At 60.9% G+C, this 25,197-nt stretch carries 29 protein-coding genes; 27 read left to right on the forward strand and 2 right to left on the reverse strand.

The genetic code is table 11. The features are described 5' to 3' along the window. Positions 1-68 precede the first annotated feature (68 nt). The 22 genes from fliL to PSH91_RS07975 all read left to right on the forward strand — a co-directional run bounded on the left by fliL (position 69) and on the right by PSH91_RS07975 (position 20,037). Complete coding sequence (gene fliL / locus PSH91_RS07870) at positions 69-572, forward strand: flagellar basal body-associated protein FliL (protein WP_047226254.1); 504 nt, start codon at positions 69-71, stop codon at positions 570-572. A 9-nt stretch (positions 573-581) separates the two neighbouring features. Beyond that, the gene (fliM, locus tag PSH91_RS07875; RefSeq protein ID WP_003184019.1) at positions 582-1,550 is read left to right on the forward strand and encodes a flagellar motor switch protein FliM; all 969 of its coding nucleotides are present in this window, start codon (positions 582-584) and stop codon (positions 1,548-1,550) included. A 54-nt stretch (positions 1,551-1,604) separates the two neighbouring features. Next, positions 1,605-2,063, forward strand: coding sequence for a flagellar motor switch protein FliN (fliN, locus tag PSH91_RS07880; protein WP_047226255.1), 459 nt, complete (start codon positions 1,605-1,607; stop codon positions 2,061-2,063). Then, entirely contained in the window at positions 2,064-2,501 is a 438-nt protein-coding gene (fliO, locus tag PSH91_RS07885; protein ID WP_092397555.1) for a flagellar biosynthetic protein FliO, read from the forward strand. After that, the gene (gene fliP / locus PSH91_RS07890; RefSeq protein WP_047226257.1) at positions 2,501-3,250 is read left to right on the forward strand and encodes a flagellar type III secretion system pore protein FliP; all 750 of its coding nucleotides are present in this window, start codon (positions 2,501-2,503) and stop codon (positions 3,248-3,250) included. The genes fliO and fliP overlap by 1 nt, the downstream gene beginning before the upstream one ends. A gap of 24 nt (positions 3,251-3,274) precedes the next feature. Continuing rightward, the gene (gene fliQ / locus PSH91_RS07895; RefSeq protein ID WP_047226258.1) at positions 3,275-3,544 is read left to right on the forward strand and encodes a flagellar biosynthesis protein FliQ; all 270 of its coding nucleotides are present in this window, start codon (positions 3,275-3,277) and stop codon (positions 3,542-3,544) included. A 4-nt stretch (positions 3,545-3,548) separates the two neighbouring features. Further along, complete coding sequence (fliR, locus tag PSH91_RS07900; protein WP_047226259.1) at positions 3,549-4,331, forward strand: flagellar biosynthetic protein FliR; 783 nt, start codon at positions 3,549-3,551, stop codon at positions 4,329-4,331. 3 nt (positions 4,332-4,334) lie between these two features. Next, the gene (gene flhB / locus PSH91_RS07905) at positions 4,335-5,471 is read left to right on the forward strand and encodes a flagellar biosynthesis protein FlhB (RefSeq protein WP_047226260.1); all 1,137 of its coding nucleotides are present in this window, start codon (positions 4,335-4,337) and stop codon (positions 5,469-5,471) included. A 181-nt stretch (positions 5,472-5,652) separates the two neighbouring features. Continuing rightward, positions 5,653-7,782 carry a flagellar biosynthesis protein FlhA gene (flhA, locus tag PSH91_RS07910; protein ID WP_047226414.1) on the forward strand — a complete coding sequence of 710 codons (2,130 nt, stop codon included), beginning with the start codon at positions 5,653-5,655 and terminating at the stop codon, positions 7,780-7,782. Positions 7,783-7,793: 11 nt separating this feature from the next. Then, positions 7,794-9,143 carry a flagellar biosynthesis protein FlhF gene (flhF, locus tag PSH91_RS07915; RefSeq protein WP_305467790.1) on the forward strand — a complete coding sequence of 450 codons (1,350 nt, stop codon included), beginning with the start codon at positions 7,794-7,796 and terminating at the stop codon, positions 9,141-9,143. Between the two features lie 117 nt (positions 9,144-9,260). Continuing rightward, on the forward strand, positions 9,261-10,091 hold the full coding sequence (gene fleN, locus PSH91_RS07920; RefSeq protein WP_003184001.1) for a flagellar synthesis regulator FleN: 831 nt from the start codon (positions 9,261-9,263) through the stop codon (positions 10,089-10,091). Next, positions 10,088-10,831, forward strand: coding sequence for an RNA polymerase sigma factor FliA (gene fliA, locus PSH91_RS07925; RefSeq protein WP_003184000.1), 744 nt, complete (start codon positions 10,088-10,090; stop codon positions 10,829-10,831). Before fleN ends, fliA begins: the two co-directional genes overlap by 4 nt. A 166-nt stretch (positions 10,832-10,997) precedes the next feature. Then, the gene (locus PSH91_RS07930) at positions 10,998-11,369 is read left to right on the forward strand and encodes a chemotaxis response regulator CheY (protein WP_003183998.1); all 372 of its coding nucleotides are present in this window, start codon (positions 10,998-11,000) and stop codon (positions 11,367-11,369) included. An 18-nt stretch (positions 11,370-11,387) separates the two neighbouring features. Continuing rightward, positions 11,388-12,173 carry a protein phosphatase CheZ gene (locus PSH91_RS07935; RefSeq protein WP_305467792.1) on the forward strand — a complete coding sequence of 262 codons (786 nt, stop codon included), beginning with the start codon at positions 11,388-11,390 and terminating at the stop codon, positions 12,171-12,173. Between the two features lie 27 nt (positions 12,174-12,200). Then, a complete protein-coding gene (locus PSH91_RS07940; RefSeq protein WP_107322136.1) occupies positions 12,201-14,465 on the forward strand; it encodes a chemotaxis protein CheA in 2,265 nt (754 codons plus the stop codon). Between the two features lie 48 nt (positions 14,466-14,513). Then, on the forward strand, positions 14,514-15,632 hold the full coding sequence (locus PSH91_RS07945) for a chemotaxis response regulator protein-glutamate methylesterase (protein ID WP_047226264.1): 1,119 nt from the start codon (positions 14,514-14,516) through the stop codon (positions 15,630-15,632). Next, on the forward strand, positions 15,632-16,372 hold the full coding sequence (locus tag PSH91_RS07950; RefSeq protein WP_018606553.1) for a flagellar motor protein: 741 nt from the start codon (positions 15,632-15,634) through the stop codon (positions 16,370-16,372). Before PSH91_RS07945 ends, PSH91_RS07950 begins: the two co-directional genes overlap by 1 nt. A gap of 15 nt (positions 16,373-16,387) precedes the next feature. Beyond that, positions 16,388-17,272 (forward strand): flagellar motor protein MotD, encoded by an 885-nt coding sequence (gene motD / locus PSH91_RS07955; RefSeq protein WP_047226265.1) that lies wholly within the window; start codon positions 16,388-16,390, stop codon positions 17,270-17,272. Between the two features lie 49 nt (positions 17,273-17,321). Further along, a complete protein-coding gene (locus tag PSH91_RS07960; RefSeq protein WP_047226266.1) occupies positions 17,322-18,113 on the forward strand; it encodes a ParA family protein in 792 nt (263 codons plus the stop codon). Positions 18,114-18,209: 96 nt separating this feature from the next. Further along, a complete protein-coding gene (locus PSH91_RS07965) occupies positions 18,210-19,082 on the forward strand; it encodes a CheW domain-containing protein (protein WP_047226267.1) in 873 nt (290 codons plus the stop codon). A gap of 72 nt (positions 19,083-19,154) precedes the next feature. Beyond that, positions 19,155-19,640, forward strand: a complete 486-nt coding sequence (locus PSH91_RS07970; RefSeq protein WP_024778681.1) for a chemotaxis protein CheW — start codon at positions 19,155-19,157, stop codon at positions 19,638-19,640. A 1-nt stretch (position 19,641) separates the two neighbouring features. Beyond that, entirely contained in the window at positions 19,642-20,037 is a 396-nt protein-coding gene (locus tag PSH91_RS07975) for a DUF2802 domain-containing protein (RefSeq protein WP_047226268.1), read from the forward strand. A gap of 270 nt (positions 20,038-20,307) precedes the next feature. Here PSH91_RS07975 and PSH91_RS07980 read toward each other — a convergent pair whose 3' ends face one another. Beyond that, complete coding sequence (locus tag PSH91_RS07980) at positions 20,308-20,637, reverse strand: EscU/YscU/HrcU family type III secretion system export apparatus switch protein (protein WP_047226269.1); 330 nt, start codon at positions 20,635-20,637, stop codon at positions 20,308-20,310. Continuing rightward, complete coding sequence (locus tag PSH91_RS07985) at positions 20,634-22,220, reverse strand: flagellar hook-length control protein FliK (RefSeq protein WP_305467795.1); 1,587 nt, start codon at positions 22,218-22,220, stop codon at positions 20,634-20,636. The genes PSH91_RS07980 and PSH91_RS07985 overlap by 4 nt, the downstream gene beginning before the upstream one ends. Before the next feature lie 199 nt (positions 22,221-22,419). On the opposite strand from PSH91_RS07985, the gene ccmA reads away from it, so the two are divergent. From ccmA to ccmE, 5 genes are all read left to right on the forward strand, one after another. Continuing rightward, positions 22,420-23,055, forward strand: coding sequence for a cytochrome c biogenesis heme-transporting ATPase CcmA (gene ccmA, locus PSH91_RS07990; protein WP_047226271.1), 636 nt, complete (start codon positions 22,420-22,422; stop codon positions 23,053-23,055). Further along, entirely contained in the window at positions 23,052-23,720 is a 669-nt protein-coding gene (ccmB, locus tag PSH91_RS07995; protein WP_047226272.1) for a heme exporter protein CcmB, read from the forward strand. Before ccmA ends, ccmB begins: the two co-directional genes overlap by 4 nt. A 94-nt stretch (positions 23,721-23,814) precedes the next feature. After that, entirely contained in the window at positions 23,815-24,570 is a 756-nt protein-coding gene (locus PSH91_RS08000) for a heme ABC transporter permease (protein WP_047226273.1), read from the forward strand. Then, a complete protein-coding gene (gene ccmD / locus PSH91_RS08005; protein ID WP_007939192.1) occupies positions 24,567-24,743 on the forward strand; it encodes a heme exporter protein CcmD in 177 nt (58 codons plus the stop codon). Before PSH91_RS08000 ends, ccmD begins: the two co-directional genes overlap by 4 nt. Beyond that, complete coding sequence (gene ccmE, locus PSH91_RS08010) at positions 24,740-25,195, forward strand: cytochrome c maturation protein CcmE (RefSeq protein ID WP_076385818.1); 456 nt, start codon at positions 24,740-24,742, stop codon at positions 25,193-25,195. The genes ccmD and ccmE overlap by 4 nt, the downstream gene beginning before the upstream one ends. Positions 25,196-25,197 lie beyond the last annotated feature (2 nt).

The raw sequence follows: 25,197 nt of genomic DNA on the forward strand, positions 1-25,197 counted from the left end.
CTGGCATAACACTTGCTCCTGCCTTGCCGTGCAACAGTGAAAACCCCGATTAGTGACGGATTATTGGCATGGCGAAGAGCGAAGCAGCAGCTGTAAAGGACCCGGCAACCAAGGGCAAAATCAAGCTGATCATCTTGATCGTGGTGGGCTTGCTCCTGGCCATTGGGGTCTCTGTGGGGGCGACCTGGTATTTCATGCACAACGCTCAAAGCAAGCCGGCCGTGGCGGTCGAGGCCGCGCCGGTGGGCAAGCAGCCGGCGATTTTCGAGCCGATGGCGCCCGCTTTCGTGGCCAACTACACCCAGAACGGCCGCCAACGCTACATGCAGGTCAGTATCACCCTGTTGGGCCGCAACCAGGCTGATCTGGAAGCGCTGCGGGTGCACATGCCACTGATCCGCAATAACCTGGTGATGCTCTTTTCCGGACAGAATTTCGACACCCTGGCCACGCCCGTCGGCCAGGAAATGCTGCGTCAGAAAGCCACGGCCAGCGTGCAGGAAGTGGCTCAGAAAGAGCTCGGCAAAGTGGTGATCGAACAGTTGCTCTTCACTAACTTCGTATTGCAGTAGGAACCCGACATGGCCGTGCAGGACCTGTTGTCCCAGGATGAAATCGACGCGCTGTTGCATGGTGTCGACGATGGCCTGGTGCAGACCGAAAACGCTGCTGAGCCGGGCAGCGTCAAAAGCTACGACCTGACCAGCCAGGATCGCATCGTTCGCGGACGGATGCCGACCCTGGAAATGATCAACGAGCGTTTCGCCCGATACACCCGCATCAGCATGTTCAACATGCTGCGCCGTTCGGCCGATGTGGCCGTCGGTGGCGTGCAGGTGATGAAGTTCGGTGAATACGTGCACTCGCTGTATGTACCCACCAGCCTCAACCTGGTGAAGATCAAGCCGTTGCGCGGCACAGCGCTGTTCATCCTTGACGCCAAACTGGTGTTCAAGCTGGTGGACAACTTCTTCGGCGGTGACGGTCGTCACGCCAAGATCGAAGGGCGTGAATTCACCCCGACCGAGCTGCGGGTAGTGCGCATGGTGCTGGAGCAGGCCTTTGTCGATCTGAAGGAGGCCTGGCAGGCGATCATGGAAGTGAACTTCGAGTACATCAACTCGGAAGTGAACCCGGCCATGGCCAACATCGTCGGCCCGAGCGAAGCCATTGTGGTTTCGACCTTCCACATCGAGCTCGATGGCGGTGGTGGCGACCTGCACGTGACCATGCCGTACTCGATGATCGAGCCGGTACGGGAAATGCTCGACGCCGGCTTCCAGTCGGATCTCGACGATCAGGATGAGCGCTGGATCAATGCTTTGCGTCAGGATGTGCTGGATGTCGACGTGCCGATCGGCGCGACGGTTGCCCGGCGTCAGCTGCGCCTGCGGGACATCCTGCATATGCAGCCGGGGGACATTATTCCTGTCGAGATGCCTGAAGACATGATCATGCGCGCCAACGGTGTACCGGCCTTCAAGGTCAAGATGGGCTCTCACAAAGGCAACCTGGCGTTGCAGGTGATCGAGCCGATCGAACGCCGCTGAGCGGTGTCGAATCCTTACGTTTTTAACTGAATTTTTGCCCGCCGAGGACAAATGATGGCTGACGATATGAACACCCAGGATGACCAGGCGCTGGCCGACGAGTGGGCTGCGGCCCTGGAAGAAACCGGCGACGCCGGGCAGGCCGACATTGACGCTTTGCTGGCGGCCGACACTGGCGCTCATGCCTCCAACCGCCTGCCGATGGAAGAGTTTGGCAGCGTGCCCAGAAGCAACGAACAGGTGACGCTGGACGGGCCGAACCTGGACGTGATTCTCGACATCCCGGTGTCGATTTCCATGGAAGTGGGCAGCACCGACATCAACATCCGCAATCTGCTGCAGCTTAACCAGGGCTCGGTGATCGAGCTGGATCGCCTGGCTGGCGAGCCGTTGGATGTACTGGTCAACGGCACGCTGATCGCCCATGGCGAGGTAGTGGTGGTCAACGAGAAGTTCGGCATTCGCCTGACGGACGTGATCAGCCCGAGCGAACGCATCAAGAAGCTGCGCTGAGTGAAAGGTTTTTTCGCCGCAGCCTTGATGCTGCCATTCAGCGTGCTGGCGGCCGAACCGGTAGCCACCGTAGCGGCTGCGCCGGCGGCGAGTAGCGGGATCGCCGGGCAACTGGCGCAATTGGTGCTCGGTCTGCTGCTGGTGCTGGGGTTGATCTTCTTCCTGGCCTGGTTGCTGCGGCGTGTGCAGCAGGCGGGGCCAGCCGGCAAGGGGCAGGTCATCGACATCGTCGGTTCCCGCGCGCTTGGCCCGCGGGACCGGCTGGTGCTGGTTCAGGTTGGCAACGAGCAGATTCTGCTGGGGCTGAGCCCGGGCACCATTACTGCATTGCATGTTCTCAAGGAGCCGGTGCAGGTGCCTGCCACCGACCAGGCCACCCCCGAGTTTGCCCAGCGTCTCATGGAACTGTTGGGTAAAGATCAGAAGGATAAAAAGTAATGCCATTGCGCATTCTGTTGGCGGTGGTCCTGATGCTGGCCGCGCCGTTGGTGCTTGCCGCCGATCCACTGTCGATCCCGGCAATTACCTTGGGCACCAACGCCGAAGGAGCTCAGGAGTATTCGGTCAGCCTGCAGATCCTGCTGATCATGACCGCGCTGAGTTTCATCCCGGCGTTCGTCATGCTGATGACCAGTTTCACTCGGATCATTATCGTCTTTTCGATCCTGCGCCAGGCCCTGGGCTTGCAGCAGACGCCGTCGAATCAGATTCTTACCGGCATGGCGCTGTTCTTGACGATGTTCATCATGGCACCGGTCTTCGACCGGGTGAACCAGGATGCGCTGCAGCCCTATCTGGCGGAAACCATCACCGCCCAGGACGCGGTGGCCAAGGCTGAAGTGCCGATCAAGGATTTCATGCTGGCCCAGACCCGCACCAGCGACCTGGAACTGTTCATGCGCCTGTCCAAGCGCACTGACATTGCCAGCCCGGATCAAGCGCCGCTGACCATCCTGGTGCCGGCGTTCGTGACGTCCGAGCTCAAGACCGCGTTCCAGATTGGTTTCATGATTTTCATCCCGTTCCTGATCATCGACCTGGTGGTCGCCAGTGTGCTCATGGCCATGGGTATGATGATGCTGTCGCCATTGATCATTTCCCTGCCGTTCAAGATCATGCTGTTCGTGCTCGTGGACGGCTGGGCCCTGATCATCGGCACCCTGGCGGGCAGTTTCGGCGGTGTTTAGGCCATTTGTGCGGGTAGCAAGAATATGACGCCTGAAGTAGCGGTAGACCTGTTCCGCGAAGCGCTCTGGCTGACGACCATGATGGTCGCTGTGCTGGTGATACCCAGCCTGCTGGTGGGCTTGCTGGTGGCGATGTTCCAGGCCGCGACCCAGATCAACGAACAGACCCTCAGCTTCCTGCCGCGTCTGCTGGTAATGCTGGTGACGTTGATCGTCGCCGGTCCCTGGCTGGTGCAAACTTTCATGGAATACATCCTGCAGCTTTACGGCAGTATTCCGCAGTTGATCGGCTGACCTGATGTCGATGCTCGAACTGACGGATACCCAGATCAGTACCTGGGTGGCGTCATTTATCCTGCCGCTGTTTCGTGTCACCGCGGTGCTGATGAGCATGCCGGTGTTTGGCACTACCCTTGTGCCGACCCGCGTACGGCTGTATTTCGCCCTGGCGATTACGGTGGTCATCGCACCAGGGTTGCCACCTATGCCGCCGGTCAACGCTCTGGACCTCAGTGCATTGATGCTGGTGGCCGAGCAGATTCTGATTGGCGTCTTGATGGGCTTTTCGCTGCAACTGTTTTTCCAGGCGTTTGTGGTGGCCGGGCAAATCATTTCGATCCAGATGGGCATGGCGTTCGCCTCCATGGTCGACCCCACCAACGGCGTGAACAGCGCTGTGATCGGGCAGTTCTTGACGATGCTGGTGACCCTGCTGTTTCTGGCCATGAACGGGCACCTGGTGGTGTTTGAGGTACTGACCGAGAGCTTCACCACGTTGCCGGTGGGCAGCGCGATGCTGGTCAATCATTTCTGGGATATCGCCGGCAAGCTTGGCTGGGTTTTAGGGGCGGCGATGGTGTTGGTATTGCCCGCGATTACCGCCTTGCTGGTGGTCAATATTGCCTTTGGCGTCATGACCCGGGCGGCGCCGCAGTTGAACATTTTCTCCATTGGCTTTCCGTTGACCCTGGTGCTGGGCCTGGTGATTTTCTGGATCAGCCTGGGGGATCTTCTCAATCAGTACCAGCCGCTGGCGACCCAGGCCCTGCAGCTGTTACGCGACATGGCACAGGCGCGCTGAACCATGGCCGAAAGCGAGAGTGGGCAGGACAAGACAGAAGACCCCACGGAGAAGCGCAAGAAGGAGTCTCGGGACAAGGGCGAGATTGCGCGCTCCAAGGAACTCAATACCCTGGCGGTGATGTTGGCCGGGGCGGGCGGTCTGTTGATTTATGGCGGCGGGCTGGCCCTGGATCTGCTGGAAATCATGCGCCTGAATTTTTCCTTGCCCCGCGAGGTACTGCTCAGTCCCGGTGCCATGGGGCAATACCTGCTGCACTCCGGCAAGATCGCGATCCTGGCCGTGCAACCGGTCCTGATCTTTCTGCTGTTGGCGGCCATTATTGGCCCGATTTCCCTGGGGGGCTGGCTGTTTGCCGGTAAGAGCCTGGCGCCCAAGTTCAGTCGGATGAACCCGGCCAACGGCCTCAAGCGAATGTTTTCCAGTACGGCGCTGATGGAGTTACTCAAGGCGCTTGGGAAGTTTTTCCTGATCCTGTTTGTCGCGCTGACGGTACTGCAGGCCGATATCGACGACTTGCTGCGCATCGCCCATGAACCCTTGGAGCAGGCCATTATCCACAGCGTGCAGCTGGTGGGCTGGAGTACCTTGTGGATGGCTTGCGGCTTGATTCTGATCGCCGCCATCGACGTGCCGATCCAGCTGTATCAGAGCAAGCAGAAGCTGATGATGACCAAGCAGGAGATCCGCGACGAGCATAAGGACCAGGAGGGCAAGCCGGAGGTCAAGCAACGGATTCGCCAGTTGCAGCGTGAAGTGTCCCAACGCCGGATGATGGCGGCGATCCCGGACGCCGACGTGGTCATCACCAACCCGACTCACTACGCCGTGGCACTCAAGTACGACCCCGATAAAGGCAATGCTCCGGTGTTGCTGGCCAAGGGCAGTGATTTCCTGGCGCTGAAAATCCGCGAGATTGCCGTAGCCAACGAAGTGATGCTGCTCGAGTCCCCCGCGTTGGCGCGATCGATTTACTACTCCACCGAACTCGACCAGGAAATCCCCGGAGGCCTGTACCTGGCCGTGGCCCAGGTGTTGGCCTACGTCTATCAGATCCGTCAACACCGCGCCGGCAAGGGCAAGCGCCCCGAGCCTCTCAAGGATTTGCCGATTCCACCGGATTTGCGCCGCGACTCCTGATTCGGGCCTGCGCTGATTGCGCTCGGATGCAGAACCAGTGGGAGCGAGCCTCGATTGCATTCAGCGCCTTGGCTAGCGCCTCTATTTCAGCCTCTGACAAAAGTTGGAAGGCTTCTTGCAATACCCCGTCTGCGCCCGTTTCGGGCGTCAAAAGTTTGCTTCACAGGAACGGGGATTATTGGTGGATCGCTCTCAGTTATTCAACACCGCGCGCAACAACGTAGCCGACCTCAGCCGGGGTAATCTGGGCGTGCCGTTGTTGCTGCTGGTCATGCTCGCCATGATGATGCTGCCGGTGCCACCGTTTCTGCTGGACGTGTTCTTCACGTTCAACATCGCTTTGTCCATCGTTGTACTGCTGGTGTGTGTGTACGCATTGCGGCCACTGGATTTCGCGGTGTTCCCGACCATTCTGCTGGTGGCGACGCTGATGCGCCTGGCGCTCAACGTGGCGTCCACCCGGGTGGTGATGATCCACGGGCATGAAGGCCACGCCGCTGCCGGTAAGGTGATCCAGGCCTTCGGTGAAGTGGTGATCGGCGGAAACTACGTGGTGGGTATCGTCGTCTTCGCCATTTTGATGATCATCAACTTTGTCGTGGTGACCAAGGGTGCCGGACGGATTTCCGAGGTGAGTGCGCGTTTCACCCTCGATGCAATGCCCGGCAAGCAAATGGCAATCGACGCCGACCTCAACGCTGGCCTGATCGATCAGGGCCAGGCCAAGGCCCGTCGTCTGGAAGTGGCCCAGGAAGCCGAGTTCTATGGCTCCATGGACGGTGCCAGCAAATTCGTGCGCGGTGATGCCATCGCCGGCCTGCTGATCCTTTTCATCAACCTGATCGGCGGTATGGCTGTCGGTATCTTCCAGCACGGCATGACATTCGGCGATGCCGGCAAGGTTTACGCACTGTTAACCATTGGTGACGGTTTGGTGGCGCAATTGCCATCACTGTTGTTATCTACAGCTGCCGCGATCATGGTGACCCGTGCGTCCGGCTCCGAAGACATGGGTAAGCAGATCGGCCGGCAGATGTTTGCATCGCCCAAGGCGTTGGCCGTTGCAGCCGGACTGATGGCCGTGATGGGCCTGGTCCCCGGGATGCCCCATTTCTCGTTTCTGAGCATGGCCGCATTGGCGGCGGGTGGCGCCTACCTGTTCTGGAAGAAACAGAACGTACAAAAGGTTCAGGCCCTGCAGGAGGTCAAGCGTCAGCAGGAACTGTTGCCGTCGCCGGCTCGTGCCATGGAAACCAAGGAGCTGGGCTGGGACGACGTGACGCCGATCGACATGATCGGCCTGGAAGTCGGTTACCGTCTGATCCCCTTGGTGGACCGCAATCAGGGTGGTCAATTGCTCGCGCGGATCAAGGGTGTGCGCAAGAAGCTGTCCCAGGACCTGGGCTTTCTGATGCCCACCGTACATATTCGTGACAACCTCGATCTGGCGCCAAGTGCCTATCGCTTGACGCTGATGGGGGTGATCCTGGCCGAAGCCGAGATTTACCCGGACCGTGAACTGGCGATCAACCCGGGACAGGTCTACGGTTCGCTCAACGGCATTACCGCCAAGGATCCGGCTTTTGGCCTGGAAGCGGTATGGATCGAAATCAGCCAGCGGGCCCAGGCCCAGTCCCTTGGCTATACCGTGGTGGACGCCAGTACCGTGGTCGCGACCCACTTGAACCAGATTCTGTACAAGCACTCCAGCGAGCTGATCGGTCACGAAGAAGTCCAGCAATTGCTGCAAGTGCTGGCCAAAGGCTCGCCTAAGCTGGCCGAAGAGCTGGTGCCTGGCGTGGTTTCGTTGTCGCAATTGCTCAAGGTGTTGCAAGCGCTGTTGGCTGAGCAGGTGCCGGTGCGCGACATTCGCAGCATTGCCGAGGCTATCGCCAACAACGCTTCCAAGAGTCAAGATACCGCCGCTCTGGTGGCTGCGGTGCGGGTTGGCGTATCCCGCGCAATCGTCCAAAGCATTGTAGGCACTGAGTCGGAGCTGCCTGTGATCACGTTGGAGCCAAGGTTGGAACAGATATTGCTCAATAGTCTGCAGAAGGCAGGACAAGGCTCGGAAGAGGGCGTTCTGCTGGAGCCAAGCATGGCCGAGAAGCTGCAGCGTTCGCTGATCGATGCAGCCCAGCGGCAGGAGATGCAAGGCCAACCGGTGATCCTGCTGGTGGCCGGTCCGATTCGCGCGATGCTTTCGCGATTCGGGCGCCTCGCGGTCCCGGGGTTGCATGTGCTGGCGTACCAGGAAATACCGGACAACAAGCAAGTGACCATCGTTGCGACAGTAGGGCCCAACGGCTGAGGTAGTGGTTTATGCAAGTGAAGCGTTTTTTCGCCGCCGATATGCGTCAGGCCATGAAGCTGGTTCGTGACGAGCTGGGCGCTGAAGCCGCCATCATCGGCAACCGTCGGATCGCCGGCGGTGTCGAGCTGACGGCGGCTCTGGATTACAAATTGTCGGCGCTGGCCCCGCGGGTTCCCAACGTGGAGCTCGAGGATGAGCTGCGCAAGACCCAGTCGCGCATCGCCAGTGCCCAGGCCGAATTGAGCTTGCGCAGCAGTGACGGCGAAGCCAGCGCGGGCACCAATCGTCAATTGTTCGCCGGCCAGCCTCTGACCGCTGGATTGCCGTTGACCGCGGCCGAGCCACTGGTCGAGCAGGCCAAGGTCGAGCCGCGTCGTCCGGCGCCGGTTCAGGCTGCCTCAGGCGGTGGCGTCGACCCGCGCGCCCTGGACTCGATGCGCTTCGAACTCAACAGCCTGCGTGAACTGATGGAAGTTCAGCTCGGCTCCCTGGCCTGGAACCAGTTGCAAGGCAACCGTCCGGCCCAGGCAAACCTGTGGCGTCGCCTGCAACGTATCGGCCTGTCCGGTCCGTTGTCCCGCGACCTGCTGGCGCTGATCAACGATATCGAAGAACCTCGTCAGGCCTGGCGCATGTTGCTGGCGCACCTGGCGCGGATGATCGCCACACCGGAAGTCGAGCCTCTCGAAGAAGGTGGCGTCATTGCCATGGTCGGCCCGGCCGGCATGGGCAAGACCACCACCCTGGCCAAGCTCGCGGCGCGTTATGTACTCAAGTACGGCGCCCAGAGCATCGCCCTGGTGAGCATGGACAGTTTCCGTATCGGTGCCCAGGAACAACTCAAGACCTTGGGCCGGATCCTCAATGTGTCGGTGACCCATGTGGATCCGGGCCAGTCCCTGGCCCAGGCGCTGGAACCGCTGCTGCGCAAGCGCGTCGTGCTGATCGATACCGCCGGCCTGCAAGCCAGCGATCCGGCCCTGCGCATGCAGCTTGAAAGCCTGGCCGGGCGTGGGATCCGGTCAAAAAATTATCTCGTGTTGGCAACCACCAGCCAGAAACAGGTTCTAACCGCCGCATACCACAGCTACAAACGCTGCGGGCTGGCCGGCTGCATCCTGACTAAGCTGGACGAAACGGCAAGCCTGGGCGAGGTGTTGAGCCTGGCGATCGGTCATGATTTACCGGTGGCCTACCTGACCGACGGGCCGCGGATCCCGGATGATTTGCATCTGCCGCGCCGTCATCAACTGGTCAGTCGTGCCGTGAGTGTGCAAATGCAGGAAGAACCCAGCGAAGAAGCCATGGCTGATATGTTCGCTGATATCTACCACAGCCCGACCAAGCAGGTCGGCTGAGGTAATCATGAATATTTTTTGTACCTACATCGATGGTCTGCCATGCATTGTTCCTTCATGCGAGCGCGCAGCCAGTAATGTGGCCTCCGTCTAAGTAAGACAAGGTAAAGAACGAACATGGGCAGCATGCATCCCGTACAGGTGATCGCGGTGACCGGCGGCAAAGGTGGCGTCGGCAAGACTAACGTGTCAGTGAACTTGTCCCTGGCTCTGGCAGAGCTTGGCCGACGGGTCATGCTGCTGGACGCCGACCTGGGCCTGGCGAACGTCGACGTGCTGCTGGGGCTCACGCCCAAGCGCACGCTGGCGGACGTGATAGAGGGCCGCTGCGAACTGCGCGACGTGCTGCTGCAAGGGCCGGGCGGGATTCGCATCGTGCCGGCTGCCTCGGGCACCCAGAGCATGGTTCACCTGACCCCGGCTCAACACGCCGGCCTGATCCAGGCCTTCAGCGACATCGGTGACAACCTCGATGTGCTGGTGATCGACACCGCTGCCGGTATCGGTGATTCGGTCGTCAGTTTCGTACGCGCTGCCCAGGAAGTCTTGCTGGTGGTCTGCGACGAACCGACGTCCATCACCGACGCCTATGCCTTGATCAAGTTATTGAACCGTGACTACGGCATGAACCGCTTCCGCGTCCTGGCCAACATGGCCCAGAGCCCGCAGGAAGGTCGCAACCTGTTCGCCAAGTTGACAAAGGTCACGGATCGTTTCCTGGACGTCGCCCTACAATACGTCGGCGCTGTGCCCTACGACGAAAGCGTACGCAAGGCCGTCCAGAAGCAACGTGCGGTTTATGAAGCCTTTCCCCGTTCCAAATGCGCACTGGCGTTCAAGGCTATTGCCCAGAAGGTTGATACCTGGCCACTGCCAGCCAACCCTCGCGGGCATCTGGAGTTTTTCGTCGAGCGTCTCGTGCAACAAACAGCAGGGCCCGTGTTATGACAGCCAGCGGTTACAACCATCTCTACAAGAAATCGGCACGGGACGCCCAGTACGAATTGATTGAGCGATACGCGCCTCTGGTCAAGCGTATCGCCTATCACTTGCTGGCGCGGTTGCCGGCCAGTGTCCAGGTTGAAGACCTGATCCAGGCGGGCATGATCGGCCTGCTCGAAGTGTCGAACAAATACGACGCGAGCAAGGGCGCCAGTTTCGAGACCTATGCCGGTATTCGCATTCGCGGGGCGATGCTCGATGAAGTCCGCAAGGGTGATTGGGCGCCGCGTTCGGTGCATCGCAATACCCGCATGGTCAGTGACGCCATTCGCGCCATTGAAGCTAAAACCGGGCGTGACGCTAAAGATCACGAGGTTGCGGCCGAACTCCAATTGAGTCTCGATGATTATTACGGGATTTTGAACGATACCTTGGGCAGTCGCCTGTTCAGTTTCGACGACCTGCTGCAGGACGGCGAACACGAAGGGCTGCACGAGGACGGCGCGAGTGCTCACATGGAGCCATCGCGTGACCTGGAAGATGAGCGTTTCCAGAGCGCGCTGGCGGATGCGATTGCCAATTTGCCGGAGCGTGAGCGACTGGTCTTGGCGCTGTACTACGACGAAGAGCTGAACCTCAAGGAAATCGGTGAGGTCCTGGGTGTCAGCGAATCGCGGGTCAGCCAGTTACACAGCCAGTGCGCGGCCCGTTTGCGGGGGCGTTTGGGGGAGTGGCGAGCGCGCTGACAGCAGTGTGGGGACACTGCGAACGAGGCTGGCCTGGCATGTGCTGAGCCAGTCTTTCTCTGTTGTCCTCCAGACCGTTGTCGAGTGTTGTGCCGGATTGATTGAAATGGCGCGTTCAGGTGCTGGGCGCGTTTAAGACTGCTTGGAGGTCGAATTGGACAAGAACATGAAAATCCTCATCGTTGATGACTTCTCAACGATGCGGCGGATCATAAAAAACCTGTTGCGTGACCTTGGGTTCACCAACACGGTCGAGGCCGACGATGGCACCACTGCCATTCCGGTTCTCAACAGCGGAAGCATCGACTTTCTGGTGACTGACTGGAACATGCCCGGCATGACCGGTATCGACTTGCTGCGCCATGTGCGCGCCGACGAAAAACTCAAGCACCTTCCGGTGCTGATGGTCACTGCCGAAGCCAAGCGCGAGCAGATCATCGAAGCGGCCCAGGCCGGTGTGAACGGCTACGTGGTCAAACCCTTCACGGCCCAGGCGTTGAAAGAGAAGATCGAAAAAATCTTCGAACGCATCGGTTAACGGCGCCACGGGGGAGCTATGGATAACGAATCTTCAATGGGTGATTTCGAATCGACCCTGAAAAAACATGCCCGCGAACTGGTCGACAGCCTTGAGAAAGGCCGCTTTGGCGATGCGGTTCAAATGATCCATGAGCTCAACCAGACCCGTGACCGCGGTCTGTATCAGGAAGTGGGCAAGCTCACGCGTGAACTGCACAGCGCGATTGTCAATTTTCAGATCGATCCGAACATGCCGCAGGCCGAGGAGGTCTCGCAGATCACCGACGCGACCGAGCGTCTGGGTTATGTGGTCAAGCTGACCGAGGCCGCGGCCAACCGCACCATGGACCTGGTGGAGAACGCAACGCCGCTGGTCAATGGCCTGAGCGATGAAGCCAAGGCCTTGAGCACCGACTGGGGTCGCTTCATGCGGCGCGAAGTCGGGGCTGAAGAGTTTCGCGAGCTGGCCCGTCGGGTCGACGGTTTCCTGACGCGCAGTAGCGCCGAGAACCGCGCCGTGGCGAGCAACCTCAACGACATTCTGCTGGCTCAGGACTATCAAGACCTGACCGGCCAGGTGATCAAGCGGGTGACCCAACTGGTCACCGAAGTGGAAAGCAACCTGCTCAAACTGGTGTTGATGGCCAGCCAGGTAGACCGCTTTGCAGGCATCGAACACGACCGTGAAGCGATGCTCGCTGAAAAAGATCCACAAAAACATCTCTCTCAGGGTGAAGGTCCGCAAATTCATGCCGATAAAAGAGAAGACGTTGTGTCCGGTCAGGACGATGTGGACGATTTGCTGTCCAGCCTTGGATTTTAGGTTTTAGACCTCTAGGAGCACCCATTAATGAGCTTCGGCGCCGATGAAGAGATCCTTCAGGATTTCCTGGTTGAGGCCGGCGAGATTCTAGAGCAACTGTCCGAACAGCTGGTCGAGCTGGAAAGCCGACCTGATGATGCGGATCTGCTCAATGCAATTTTTCGCGGTTTCCACACTGTAAAAGGAGGCGCCGGCTTCCTCCAGCTCAATGAGCTGGTGGAGTGCTGTCACATTGCCGAAAACGTGTTCGACATCCTGCGCAAGGGTGAGCGTCGCGTTGACTCGGAATTGATGGACGTGGTGCTCGAAGCGCTGGATGCGGTCAACAGCATGTTCAGTGAAGTGCGCGAGCGCTCGCCGATCACCGCTGCTACGCCTGAGCTGCTCGCCGCGCTGTCGCGCCTGGCCGAGCCGCAGTCGGCTGACGAAGCTGCACCGGTAGCCGCGCCAGTGGTTGAGGAACCGGTCGCCGAGGAATCAGGCGACATCACCGATAACGAATTCGAACAACTGCTGGACTCGCTGAACGCCGTCAAGGCTCAAGCCCAGGCTCCGGCAGCGCCTGCTGCCCCGGCTGCGCCGGCCGCCGATGCCGCCGCCAGCGATGAAATCACCGACGCCGAGTTCGAGTCGCTGCTCGATCAGCTTCACGGCAAGGGCCAGTTCGCCGTGGATGCCGTCGCCCCCCCGAGTGCCCCGGCCGCCCCGAAAGCGGCGGGCGACAACTCCGATATCACCGACGATGAGTTCGAGGCTTTGCTCGATCAGTTGCACGGCAAGGGTAACTTCGCCGTGGACGCACTGGATTCGGCTATCGCCTCCGCGCCGACCCCAGCCAAGCCTGCCGCCGCAGCAGCGGGCAGCGACCTGATCAGCGATCACGAATTCGAATCACTGCTCGACGAACTGCACGGCAAGGGCAAGTTCAGCGAAGTCGGCACCGCCTCAACAGCCACTGCGCCTGCCGCCACTGCCACAGCGGCTGCGCCAGCGGAGAAGGCCGCGGCCAAACCCGCCGCCAAGGCACCGGAACCGAAGGCTGAGACACCCAAGCCTGCTGCCGCCGCCCCGGCGCCAGCCCGCGCACCGGCGGCCGCGCCGGCGGAAAAGCCGGCCAGCGAAGCCGAGACCACTGTACGGGTCGACACCGCTCGCCTGGACGAGATCATGAACATGGTCGGCGAACTGGTGCTGGTGCGTAACCGCCTGGTGCGCCTGGGCCTCAACAGCCAGGACGAAGCCATGGCCAAGGCCGTGTCGAACCTGGACGTGGTCACGGCTGACTTGCAGACGGCGGTCATGAAGACCCGGATGCAGCCGATCAAGAAAGTCTTCGGGCGCTTCCCGCGCCTGGTTCGCGACCTGGCACGCCAGCTCAAGAAAGAAATCAACCTGGAACTGGTGGGCGAAGAGACCGACCTGGACAAGAACCTGGTCGAGGCTCTGGCCGATCCACTGGTCCACTTGGTGCGCAACGCGGTCGACCACGGTATCGAGTCGCCGCAAGAGCGCGAAGAGTCAGGCAAGCCCCGCAGCGGCAAGGTGGTATTGGCCGCCGAGCAGGAAGGCGACCACATCCTGCTGTCGATCTCCGACGACGGCAAAGGCATGGACCCGAACGTACTGCGCTCCATCGCGGTGAAGCGCGGTGTGATGGACAAGGATGCCGCCGACCGCCTGAGCGACACCGAGTGCTACAACCTGATCTTCGCCCCGGGGTTCTCGACCAAGACCGAGATTTCCGACGTGTCGGGCCGTGGCGTGGGCATGGATGTGGTGAAAACCAAGATTTCCCAGCTCAATGGTTCGATCAACATCTACTCGACCAAGGGCCAGGGCTCGAAAATCGTCATCAAGGTCCCGCTGACCCTGGCGATCATGCCGACCCTGATGGTGATGCTGGGCAACCAGGCATTCGCCTTCCCGCTGGTCAATGTCAACGAAATCTTCCACCTCGACCTGTCGCGCACCAACGTGGTGGACGGCCAGGAAGTGGTGATCGTGCGGGACAAGGCACTGCCGCTGTTCTACCTCAAGCGCTGGCTGGTCAGCTCCGCCGCTCATGTCGAGCAGGGTGAAGGCCATGTGGTGATCCTTTCGGTGGGCACCCAGCGGATCGGCTTCGTCGTCGATCAGTTGGTGGGCCAGGAAGAAGTGGTCATCAAGCCGCTAGGCAAGATGCTCCAGGGCACCCCGGGCATGTCCGGCGCCACCATCACCGGCGACGGTCGCATCGCGTTGATTCTCGATGTGCCAAGCATGCTCAAGCGTTACGCCGCACGGCGTATTTGATTCTGGAGGGGCGCGGCCCGCAGCCGCGTCTCGTCTAACGGAGTGTTTATGGTAGTTAAAGTCCTGGTGGTGGACGATTCGGGGTTTTTCCGCCGCCGCGTCTCGGAAATTCTCTCGGCGGACCCGAGTATTCAGGTCGTCGGTACGGCGACCAACGGCAAAGAGGCAATCGATCAGGCGCTGGCGCTCAAGCCGGACGTGATCACCATGGACTACGAGATGCCGATGATGGATGGCATCACGGCGGTGCGGCATATCATGCAGCGCTGCCCGACCCCAGTATTGATGTTCTCCTCCCTGACCCATGAAGGCGCCCGGGTGACCCTCGATGCGCTGGACGCCGGGGCGGTGGATTTCCTGCCGAAAAATTTCGAAGACATTTCGCGCAACCCCGACAAGGTTCGGCAGTTGCTGTGCGAGAAGGTCCACAGTATTTCCCGCAGCAACCGGCGTGTCGGTGCCTATAGCATACCTGCGCCAGCGCCTGCACCAGCCCCGGCTTCATCGGGCAGCTTCAATCCGGCCCCAGCGCGCAGTGCCCCGGCCCCAGCGCCAGCTCGTTCCGCGCCCGCCAGTACGTCATCGTCGCCGGCCCCCAAGCGCAAAGCCTACAAACTGGTCGCTATTGGTACGTCCACCGGCGGCCCGGTGGCGTTGCAGCGGGTCCTGACCCAGTTGCCGGCCAACTTTCCGGCGCCGATCGTGCTGATCCAGCATATGCCCGCGGCCTTCACCAAGGCGTTCGCCGAGCGTCTGGACAAGCTGTGTCGTATCAGCGTCAAGGAGGCCGAGGATGGCGACATCCTGCGTCCGGGCCTGGCGCTGTTGGCGCCAGGCGGCAAGCAGATGATGATCGATGGTCGCGGCGCGGTGAAAATCCTGCCCGGCGATGAGCGGCTCAATTACAAACCGTGCGTGGACATCACTTTCGGCTCCGCCGCTAAATCCTACGGCGACAAAGTTCTGGCGGTGGTGCTCACCGGCATGGGCGCCGACGGTCGCGAAGGCGCGCGCCTGCTCAAGCAGGGCGGCAGCGCCATTTGGGCCCAGGATGAAGCCAGTTGCGTGATCTATGGCATGCCGATGGCGATTGTCAAAGCGGATCTGGCCGACGCGGTGTACGGGCTGGACGACATCGGTAGACACCTGGTCGAGGCGTGCCTGTAATGGATGTGCTCAGCCTGATCGGCATCATCATGGCGTTCGTCGCCATTATTGGTGGCAATTACCTGGAAGGCGGTCACCTGGGGGCCTTGGCCAACGGCCCGGCGGCGTTGATCGTGATCGGCGGCACCGTGGGCGCGGCGCTGTTGCAGTCGCCCATGAGCGCCTTCAAGCGCGCCATGCAGGTGCTCATCTGGATTCTGTTCCCGCCGCGCGTCGACCTGGCCGGGGGCATCGACCGCGTGGTGAACTGGAGCCTGACCGCCCGCAAGGAAGGTTTGCTGGGTCTGGAAGGGGTGGCCGACGCCGAGCCCGACAACTACTCGCGCAAAGGCCTGCAACTGTTGGTGGACGGCGCTGAGCCGGAAGCCATCCGCAGCATCCTGGAAGTGGATTTCTACACCCAGGAAAGCCGTGACATCGAAGCAGCCAAAGTCTTTGAAAGCATGGGTGGCTATGCGCCGACCATCGGCATCATCGGTGCGGTGATGGGCCTGATCCACGTGATGGGCAACCTGGCCGATCCGTCGCAACTGGGCAGTGGTATCGCCGTGGCTTTCGTCGCGACCATTTATGGTGTGGCCAGTGCCAACCTGGTGCTGCTGCCGATCGCCGCCAAGCTCAAGTCCATTGCGTTGCGCCAGTCGCGTTATCGCGAAATGTTGCTGGAAGGGATCCTGTCGATCGCCGAAGGTGAAAACCCGCGTTCCATTGAGTTGAAGCTTCAGGGCTTCATGGACTGATGGGAGACATGGAAAATGGCACGTCGCAGGCATCGTGAAGAACACGTCAACCATGAACGCTGGCTCGTCTCTTACGCCGACTTCATCACGCTGCTGTTCGCTTTTTTCGTGGTCATGTATTCGATCTCTTCGGTCAACGAAGGCAAGTACAAGGTTATTTCCGAGGCGCTGATCGGCGTGTTTACCGACTCCGACCGCGCCCTCAAGCCCATCCCCATTGGTGATGAGCGGCCCAAGACCACCACGCCTGCCAAACCGCTGGTCAGGGACTCCGAGCAGGTCGATGCCGGTATCGCTGGCGGCAGCGATCCGTTGAAAAGCATTGCCGATGACATCAGCGCGGCGTTTGGTGATCTGATCAGCTCCAATCAGATGACCGTGCGCGGCAACGAGTTGTGGGTTGAGATCGAACTCAATTCCAGCCTGTTGTTTGGCAGCGGCGATGCCATGCCCAGCGACATGGCGTTCAACATCATCGATAAAGTGGCCGCGATCCTCAGGCCTTTCGACAACCCGATCCACGTAGAAGGCTTCACAGACGATCAGCCGATTCGCACTGCGCAGTACCCGACCAACTGGGAACTGTCCTCGGCGCGTTCGGCGAGCATCGTGCGCATGCTCGCGATGCAGGGCGTAAACCCCGGTCGGCTGGCGTCGGTGGGCTATGGTGAATTCCAGCCGGTGGCCAACAATGCCACCGCCGAGGGGCGGGCGCGCAACCGGCGAGTGGTGTTGGTGGTGTCGCGCAACCTTGAGGTGCGCCGCAGCCTGACCGGGACCGGCACGGCCCATGCAACACCGGATGCGGCATTGAAGCGTGCTGGCACACAAACTGCACCGACCCAGCCCAAGTCGCCGGGAAGACAGAGCGCCGTCAATTCTCCGTCACCCGCTTTATAACCGAGCTATTTCTCGGTCGAGCCTGTATCGGCCGGGAGGAACAATCCGAATGAGAGTCTGGGCAGTCGCCAATCAAAAAGGTGGTGTGGGTAAAACCACATCTTCCATCGCTTTAGCCGGATTGCTGGCCGAGGCGGGCAAGCGCGTGGTCATGGTCGATCTGGACCCCCACGGCTCGATGACCAGCTACTTTGGTTACGATCCCGACAGTCTGGAGCACAGCAACTACGACCTGTTCCTGCACAAGGGCGGTGTGCCCGAAGGCCTGCCGGGGCAGTTGCTGCTGTCCACCAGCGATGAGCGGATTTCCCTGTTGCCATCCAGCACCGCCCTGGCGACCCTGGAACGGCAGTCGCCGGGACAAAGCGGTCTGGGCCTGGTGATCGCCAAGAGTCTGGCGCAACTGTGGCAGGATTTCGATTATGCGATCATCGACAGCCCGCCGCTGCTTGGCGTGCTGATGGTCAACGCGTTGGCGGCCAGCCAGCAATTGGTTATCCCGGTGCAGACCGAGCATCTGGCAGTCAAGGGCCTGGAGCGCATGGTCAATACCCTGGCGATGATCAACCGCTCACGCAAGCAATCGTTGGCCTTCAACATCGTGCCGACCCTGTTTGATCGTCGCACGCAGGCGTCCCTGGGCACCCTGCGCGTGCTGCGGGACATGTACCCGGATGACATCTGGCAAGGCTACATTCCGGTCGACACGCGTTTGCGTGACGCCAGCCGTGCCGGTGTGACCCCTTCGCAATTCGATGGCAAGAGCCGCGGCGTGCTGGCCTACCGGGCGCTGCTCAAGCACCTGCTGGCCCAGCAGCTCGTTTCGCAGCAGGTGGCTTAAGGTGACGAGGCTTACCAAAGGCATTGCACTCGCTTGTGAGCGCTCAAGTCCTGGCGCATACATGCCGATAACCTTTTCAAGTGGCGCACTGTTCCCATGAGCCGCCCGATAAAGACAACCTCGCGTCCGCAACTGGCCCTGCAGTCTTATCTGGACGGGCTGCTGCAGGAAGCAACCGAAGAACTGCCACCGCAACCGAGCGTGATCGAGGCGTTGCCCGAGACCGTCGAAGCCGAAGGTGGACTGGATGAATTTCAGGCGGCCGTGCTCGAAGAGCAGGCCCGTGATGCACACAAAACAGTGATTGCCGCGGCAGTCGAGGCGCCGTTCATCAAGCCTCAGGTGGCAGTGATGCAAGCGCCTGCGCCGATCCTGGCGCCGGTCTCGACCGTTGCACCGTTGCTGCAGGGCCTGGTGACGCCGGTGGTGGAAGTCCATCTGCCACCAAGCAGCCCACCGCCGCCGGTGCCGACCGACGACCGTCCGGCCTGGGCCGCCGAGCCGTTCGAGTGTTTGTTGTTCGATGTGGCCGGGTTGACCCTGGCGGTGCCGCTGGTATGCCTGGGATCGATATATTCCTTGGCCGGGCAGGAACTGACGCCGTTGTTCGGTCAGCCGGAATGGTTCCTGGGGATCCTGCCGAGCCAGGCCGGCAACCTGAAGGTGCTGGATACCGCGCGCTGGGTGATGCCGGACCGTTATCGCGATGATTTTCGCCAGGGCCTGCAATACGTGATTTCGGTGCAAGGGTATGAATGGGGTTTGGCGGTGCATCAGGTCAGTCGCTCGCTGCGCCTGGACCCGAACGAGATCAAGTGGCGCAGCCATCGAGGCCAACGGCCATGGCTGGCCGGTACGGTGATCGAACACATGTGCGCCTTGCTGGACGTTTCCGAGCTGGCCGAGCTGATCGCCAGTGGCGGGGCAAAACACCTGGGCGGCGCCAAGCCGGTTCAGAAACCGAAATAAGACAACCCGTGGCGCACCACGTCACGGGGCAGAACACACACCGCCACAGGCGGTTTTTCGAGGGGTCAGGGTATGAATGATAAGGCGTCGTCTCTCAAGGGTTCCGAAGATCCGATTTTGCAATGGGTGACCTTCAAGCTCGATAACGAAACCTACGGCATCAACGTGATGCGCGTTCAGGAAGTGCTGCGCTATACCGAGATCGCCCCGGTACCCGGTGCGCCAAGCTACGTGCTGGGCATCATCAACCTGCGCGGTAACGTGGTCACGGTGATCGACACTCGCCAGCGGTTTGGCCTGAACTCCACCGAGGTCAACGACAACACCCGTATCGTGATCATCGAGGCCGACAAGCAAGTGGTCGGCATCCTCGTCGACAGCGTCGCTGAAGTGGTTTACTTGCGTCAGTCGGAAATCGAAACCGCGCCTAACGTCGGTAACGAAGAGTCGGCCAAGTTCATCCAGGGCGTGTGCAACAAGAACAACGAGTTGCTGATCCTGGTCGAGCTGGAGAAGATGATGAGCGAAGAGGAATGGTCGGAACTGGAGAGTATCTGATTTGATTCTTGAGGTAGCAGTCATTGTCCTGTTCCTTTTCTGGGCAGGCACGCTGGCGATGTTTGTCGCGTACATACGCGGCCAGCGGCAGATCGCCGCTCAGCAGGCCCAGGGCGATGCGTTGCGTGATCAACGCATCCGCGACCTGGCCAAACGCGTCGATGATTACCAGAACGGCACCGTGCGCATGGGCGAAGCCCTGCACGAGCTACGCGCCGTGGTTGCTCCGTTGCCGGACAAACTGGCCCAACTGGAGCAGCGCGACCCCTCCAGCCTGTCCTTCGCCCAGGCCGCTCGCCTGGTGGGCATGGGCGCCAGCGTCGACGAACTGACCCAAGCCTGCGGCCTGACCCAGGCCGAGGCAGAGTTGATGAGCAAGTTGCATAAGGGCGGCTGATAGTTTCAAGCGGCAAGCTGCAAGAAAGATCAAGAGATCGCAGCCTTTGGCAGCGCCTACAGGGTTCACATTCCCCTGTAGGCGTTGCTGAAGGCTGCGATTTTTTTTGGGGTGCGCTTTTGTGGCGAGGGGATTTATCCCCGCTGGATCGCGAAGCGGTCCTGAATCTGGGCGATCCGGCGAGTCAGAGAAAATGAGTCGCTTTTTTTGGGGTTGCTACGCAACCCAGCGGGGATAAATCCCCTCGCCACAGGAACAGCATCGCAGTGATCAATAATCGTCGCCGCGATCGGTCACATCCTTCTCGACACTTGGCGCGTTCGGGTCATAGCCCTGGGGGAATTTGCCTTTCAAGTTCCAGGCAAAGGCAATGATTTCGGCAATGGTGCGATACAACTCTTCCGGGATGCTGTCGCCCAGTTCCATCCGCGCCAACAGCTTCACCAATTCAGCGTTTTCATAGATCGGCACTTCGCTTTCGCGGGCGATCCGCAGGATTTCCTCGGCCAGGGCTTCGTCGCCCTTGGCAGTGAGGGTCGGGGCGTGGAGGCCGTCGTACTTGAGGGCGATGGCCTGGCGTGGTGCGGTGTCGGTTGTCATGCGGTTTCGTCCACCCAGCGTTGTTCCAGTCGCGTCTTGGGGCCTTGGGGCGGGGTGCCGAGGTGGCAATCCAGGTCGCCAACGTTCAGGCCGCAGGTCACCAGGCGTTCACGCAGCGCGGTCAGATTGTTTTCGATCAGGTTGGCGGTATACGGCCGCTCTGCCCATAGCTGGCTCGACAGGCTGCCGCTGAGCAACTGGGCCTGAATCTGCAGCGGCCCCAGTGGCTCCATGTCGAACGCCAGCTCGACCCGCCAGAGCTGCTGTTTCGGCTCGCGTTCTTCACGGCGTTCCGGTGACTCCTCCCGGGGCGGGGTTTCCTCGCGCTGGAACTTGACCTGCAGCGGCACGATGTCCTGCAGGTTGCGCATGGGGATTTCCAACTGCCAGGTGCTCATCAATCGACCGTCGTCGGTCAGGCCCGTCTGTTCCAGGCTCGACAATTGATGGCTTTGCAGGCGCGACACGGCGGCGGCGGCCAGGCGCAACAAATGTTCCAGGTCGCCTTCATCGTCCTGGCCTTTCAACAGGCGCGAAGGCAGGGGGAAACTGGTGGGTTGCGGCTTGACGCTGACCTGGCCGAGGGTGCCGAGGGCGTTACGCACGAAGCTGGGTAGCGCCTGGGCCAAGGTGTTGGCGGCGATGATGGCGGCGAGGTTGGTTGAGGCGGGCAGGGCCGGGGTCAGTTGGGCGATCAGTTTCAGCAGATCGCCCTTCATGTCTGGCGCCAGGCTCGGTACTTGCCCGGCCAGCAGTTTGCTTTCCAGGAACGCGCCGCTGGCGGCCATGGCCTGGGCCAGGCCCTTGGGTGTGCTCAGTTGCTGGATGTCGGGCAGGCCCGCCAACAGGCGTGTCACCGCAGCGCGCAACTCGGCGCCAGTGTCGTCGCTGGCCGGAAGCTTTTGCAGCGCGGTGTTTTGCAGCGCGGTGACCAGGCTGTCCAACGAGCCCTGGCGGCTCATCTGCGTGACCAGTTGCTGGCTCACCGCCAGTTGTTCCTGGCGGTTGCTCAAGGGGACAAATTTCAAGGTTTGGGCGTCTTGTACCTGAGCGCTCAATAGCGTGCCGATGCGCAGCGGTTGCGGGCTGTCGATGTCCAGGGTACTTCCGGCCTGGGGGGTGTTGAGCAGGCTCACCAGCGACCGGTACACCGCGGGTTGCCCCGGCAACTGCGGCAACGCCTGGCTGGTCAGTACCTTGCCTTGCAGCAGCGTGCCGACCGGCATCTGTGCCGTGTCGATACGGGTCAGGGTGGCGACGCTCGAGGCGATGGCCTGCTGCACGGTAATCGCCAGGTTGCTGGCGGACGGCTGAGTCACGGCCAGGCTGGTGCCTTGGGGCAATGGCTGGGTGCTGGTGGCTTGCACGGTGGTTTGGCGACCGCTCTCCAGGGTGACCTTGAGCAACAGCTGGAAGGTCTGTTCCGCCTGCTTGAGCGACAACACCTCGGCCTTGGCGGTCTGGCCCGCACCGATCAGGCCTTCGACCGGCGTCAGCAATTTGAGCAGCTCGCCCGTGACCGCCGGCATACGGGTTGTTGCCGAGGCCTGAGGCAACGGCGGGATGTTCATGTCGCCTGTCATCTGCGGTCTTACCTTGGGAAACTAATTGAGCACGCCCCCTGGGGCATGACATGTATAATGCCGCCGGTCTTTCAGGGAGTGGCGAAAACCTTGCAATTGTTTGACGCAGCTCTGTGGAACCGGCCGCCAAAGCATCTATGCTGCACCTCTTTAACGGCCGCTGCATTGCCGACTTGAACCGTATAAGGCCCGCTATCCCTTGACCAGTCCTCTCCTGCAAACCGTTGGCCTCGCCTGTGAGCGAGATTTGCGGCTGCTTTTCGAGAATCTCCAATTGAGACTCTCGCCTGGCGATATGGTGCAGATCAGCGGTCCCAACGGCAGTGGCAAGACCAGCCTGTTGCGCCTGTTGGCCGGGTTGATGCAGCCGACTGCCGGCCAAGTGCTGCTCAATGGCCAGCCGTTGCACAGCCAGCGCAGCGAACTGGCCCGCAATCTGCTCTGGATCGGCCATGCCGCTGGCATCAAGGATTTGCTGACGCCTGAAGAAAACCTCAGTTGGCTCTGCGCGCTGCATCGACCGGCCGGGCGCGAGGCGATCTGGCAGGCGCTGGCGACGGTGGGCCTGCGCGGCTTCGAAGACGTGCCGTGCCACACCCTGTCCGCCGGCCAGCAGCGCCGCGTGGCCCTGGCCCGGTTATATCTCGACAGCCCGCCGCTGTGGATTCTCGACGAGCCGTTCACCGCCCTGGACAAGCAGGGCGTGGCGCAGCTCGAGGAGCACCTGGCCGGGCACTGCGAGCGTGGCGGCATGGTGCTGTTGACCACTCACCACACATTGGCGCGGATGCCATCCGGTTATCGCAACATCGATCTTGGGAACTGGGCTGTATGAGTGTGTTTGGCCTGCTGCTTGCCCGCGAGGCGCGCCTGTTGTTCCGCCGTCCGGCCGAACTGGCCAATCCGCTGGTGTTCTTCGCGATTGTCATCGCACTGTTCCCGCTGGCGGTCGGTCCCGGGACTCAATTGTTGCAAACCTTGTCGCCGGGGCTGGTCTGGGTGGCGGCCCTTTTATCGGTCCTGCTCTCGCTGGACGGGCTTTTCCGCAGTGATTTCGAGGACGGATCCCTGGAACAGTGGGTCCTTTCGTCGCACCCCCTGGCCCTTCTGGTTTTGGCCAAGGTACTGGCACACTGGGTTTTTTCCGGCCTGGCACTGGTGCTGCTCTCGCCGCTGCTGGCAATGATGCTGGGCTTGCCCGCTGCCTGCATGCCGGTATTGTTGGTATCGCTGTTGCTGGGCACGCCGGTGTTGAGCCTACTCGGCGCAGTCGGCGCGGCATTGACGGTGGGGTTGAAGCGCGGCGGCCTGTTGCTGGCGCTGCTGATCCTGCCGCTGTATATCCCGGTGTTGATCCTCGGCAGTGGCGCCTTGCAAGCCGCGCTGCAAGGCATGCCGGCAACCGGTTATCTGCTGTGGCTTGGGAGCCTGACCGCCCTGGCGATAACCCTGACACCCTTTGCAATAGCCGCTGGCCTGAAAATCAGCGTCGGCGAATAATAATGAGGCCTGGTCAAGAACTGACCACTTCTTTTGAAGTAAAGGCAGACCTGGCGACTCGTAATGACGAGTCGCAACCGTGATGGAAACAGCAATGAACTGGACCTGGTTTCATAAGCTCGGCTCACCCAAGTGGTTCTACGGCATCAGCGGCAAACTGCTGCCCTGGTTGAGCATCGCCGCACTGCTGCTGATAGGCATCGGCGTGGTCTGGGGCCTGGCCTTCGCACCGCCGGACTACCAGCAGGGCAACAGCTTTCGCATCATCTACATTCACGTTCCCACGGCGCTGTTGGCCCAGTCCATCTACGTGATGCTGGCGGTGTGTGGCGTGGTCGGGCTGGTGTGGAAGATGAAACTGGCGGACGTGGCCCTGCAATGCGCCGCGCCGATCGGTGCCTGGATGACCGCCGTAGCGCTGGTCACCGGGGCGATCTGGGGCAAGCCGACCTGGGGCTCATGGTGGGTCTGGGATGCCCGACTGACGTCGATGCTGATCCTGCTGTTTCTGTACTTCGGTCTTATTGCGCTGGGCAACGCCATCAGCAATCGTGACAGCGCCGCCAAGGCCTGCGCGGTACTGGCGATTGTCGGCGTGATCAACATCCCGATCATCAAGTACTCGGTGGACTGGTGGAACACCCTGCACCAGGGCGCGACCTTCACCCTCACCGAAAAACCGGCGATGCCTGTGCAAATGTGGCTGCCGCTGTTGCTCACCGTGCTGGGTTTCTACTGTTTCTTCGGCGCGGTGCTGCTGCTGCGCATGCGCCTGGAAGTGCTCAAGCGCGAGTCCCGGGCCAGTTGGGTGAAGGCCGAAGTACAGAACAGCCTGGAGGCCGCTCGATGAGTTTTGCATCATTCGGCGATTTTCTCGCCATGGGCCATCACGGCCTGTATGTCTGGTCCGCCTATGGCATCTGCCTGGCGGTGCTGGCCCTCAACGTGGCGGCGCCGATCCTGGCCCGCAAGCGGTATCTGCAACAAGAGGCGCGTCGTCTGCGCCGGGAGAATGGTCAGTGAATCCGCTGCGCAAAAAACGTCTTGTCATCATTCTTGCCATCCTGGTGGGGGTCGGCGCCGCAGTCGGCCTGGCCCTGAGCGCCTTGCAACAGAACATCAACCTGTTTTACACCCCGACCCAGATTGCCAACGGCGAAGCACCCAAGGACACGCGCATTCGTGCCGGCGGCATGGTGGAGGAGGGGTCCCTGGAGCGTTCCGGGGACTCGCTGGACGTGAAATTCAACGTCACTGATTTCAACAAGACCGTGACCATCACCTATCGTGGCATCCTGCCGGACCTGTTTCGCGAAGGGCAGGGCATCGTCGCCCTGGGCAAGCTCAATGCCGAAGGCGTGGTGGTGGCCGATGAAGTCCTGGCCAAGCACGACGAAAAATACATGCCGCCGGAAGTGACCAAGGCTTTGAAAGACAGCGGCCAGTCGGCGCCCGCTCCCGTGAAGGAGGGTTGATC

The sequence above is a fragment of the Pseudomonas sp. FP1154 genome (genome assembly GCF_030687245.1).
GTDB lineage: Bacteria > Pseudomonadota > Gammaproteobacteria > Pseudomonadales > Pseudomonadaceae > Aquipseudomonas > Aquipseudomonas rhizophila.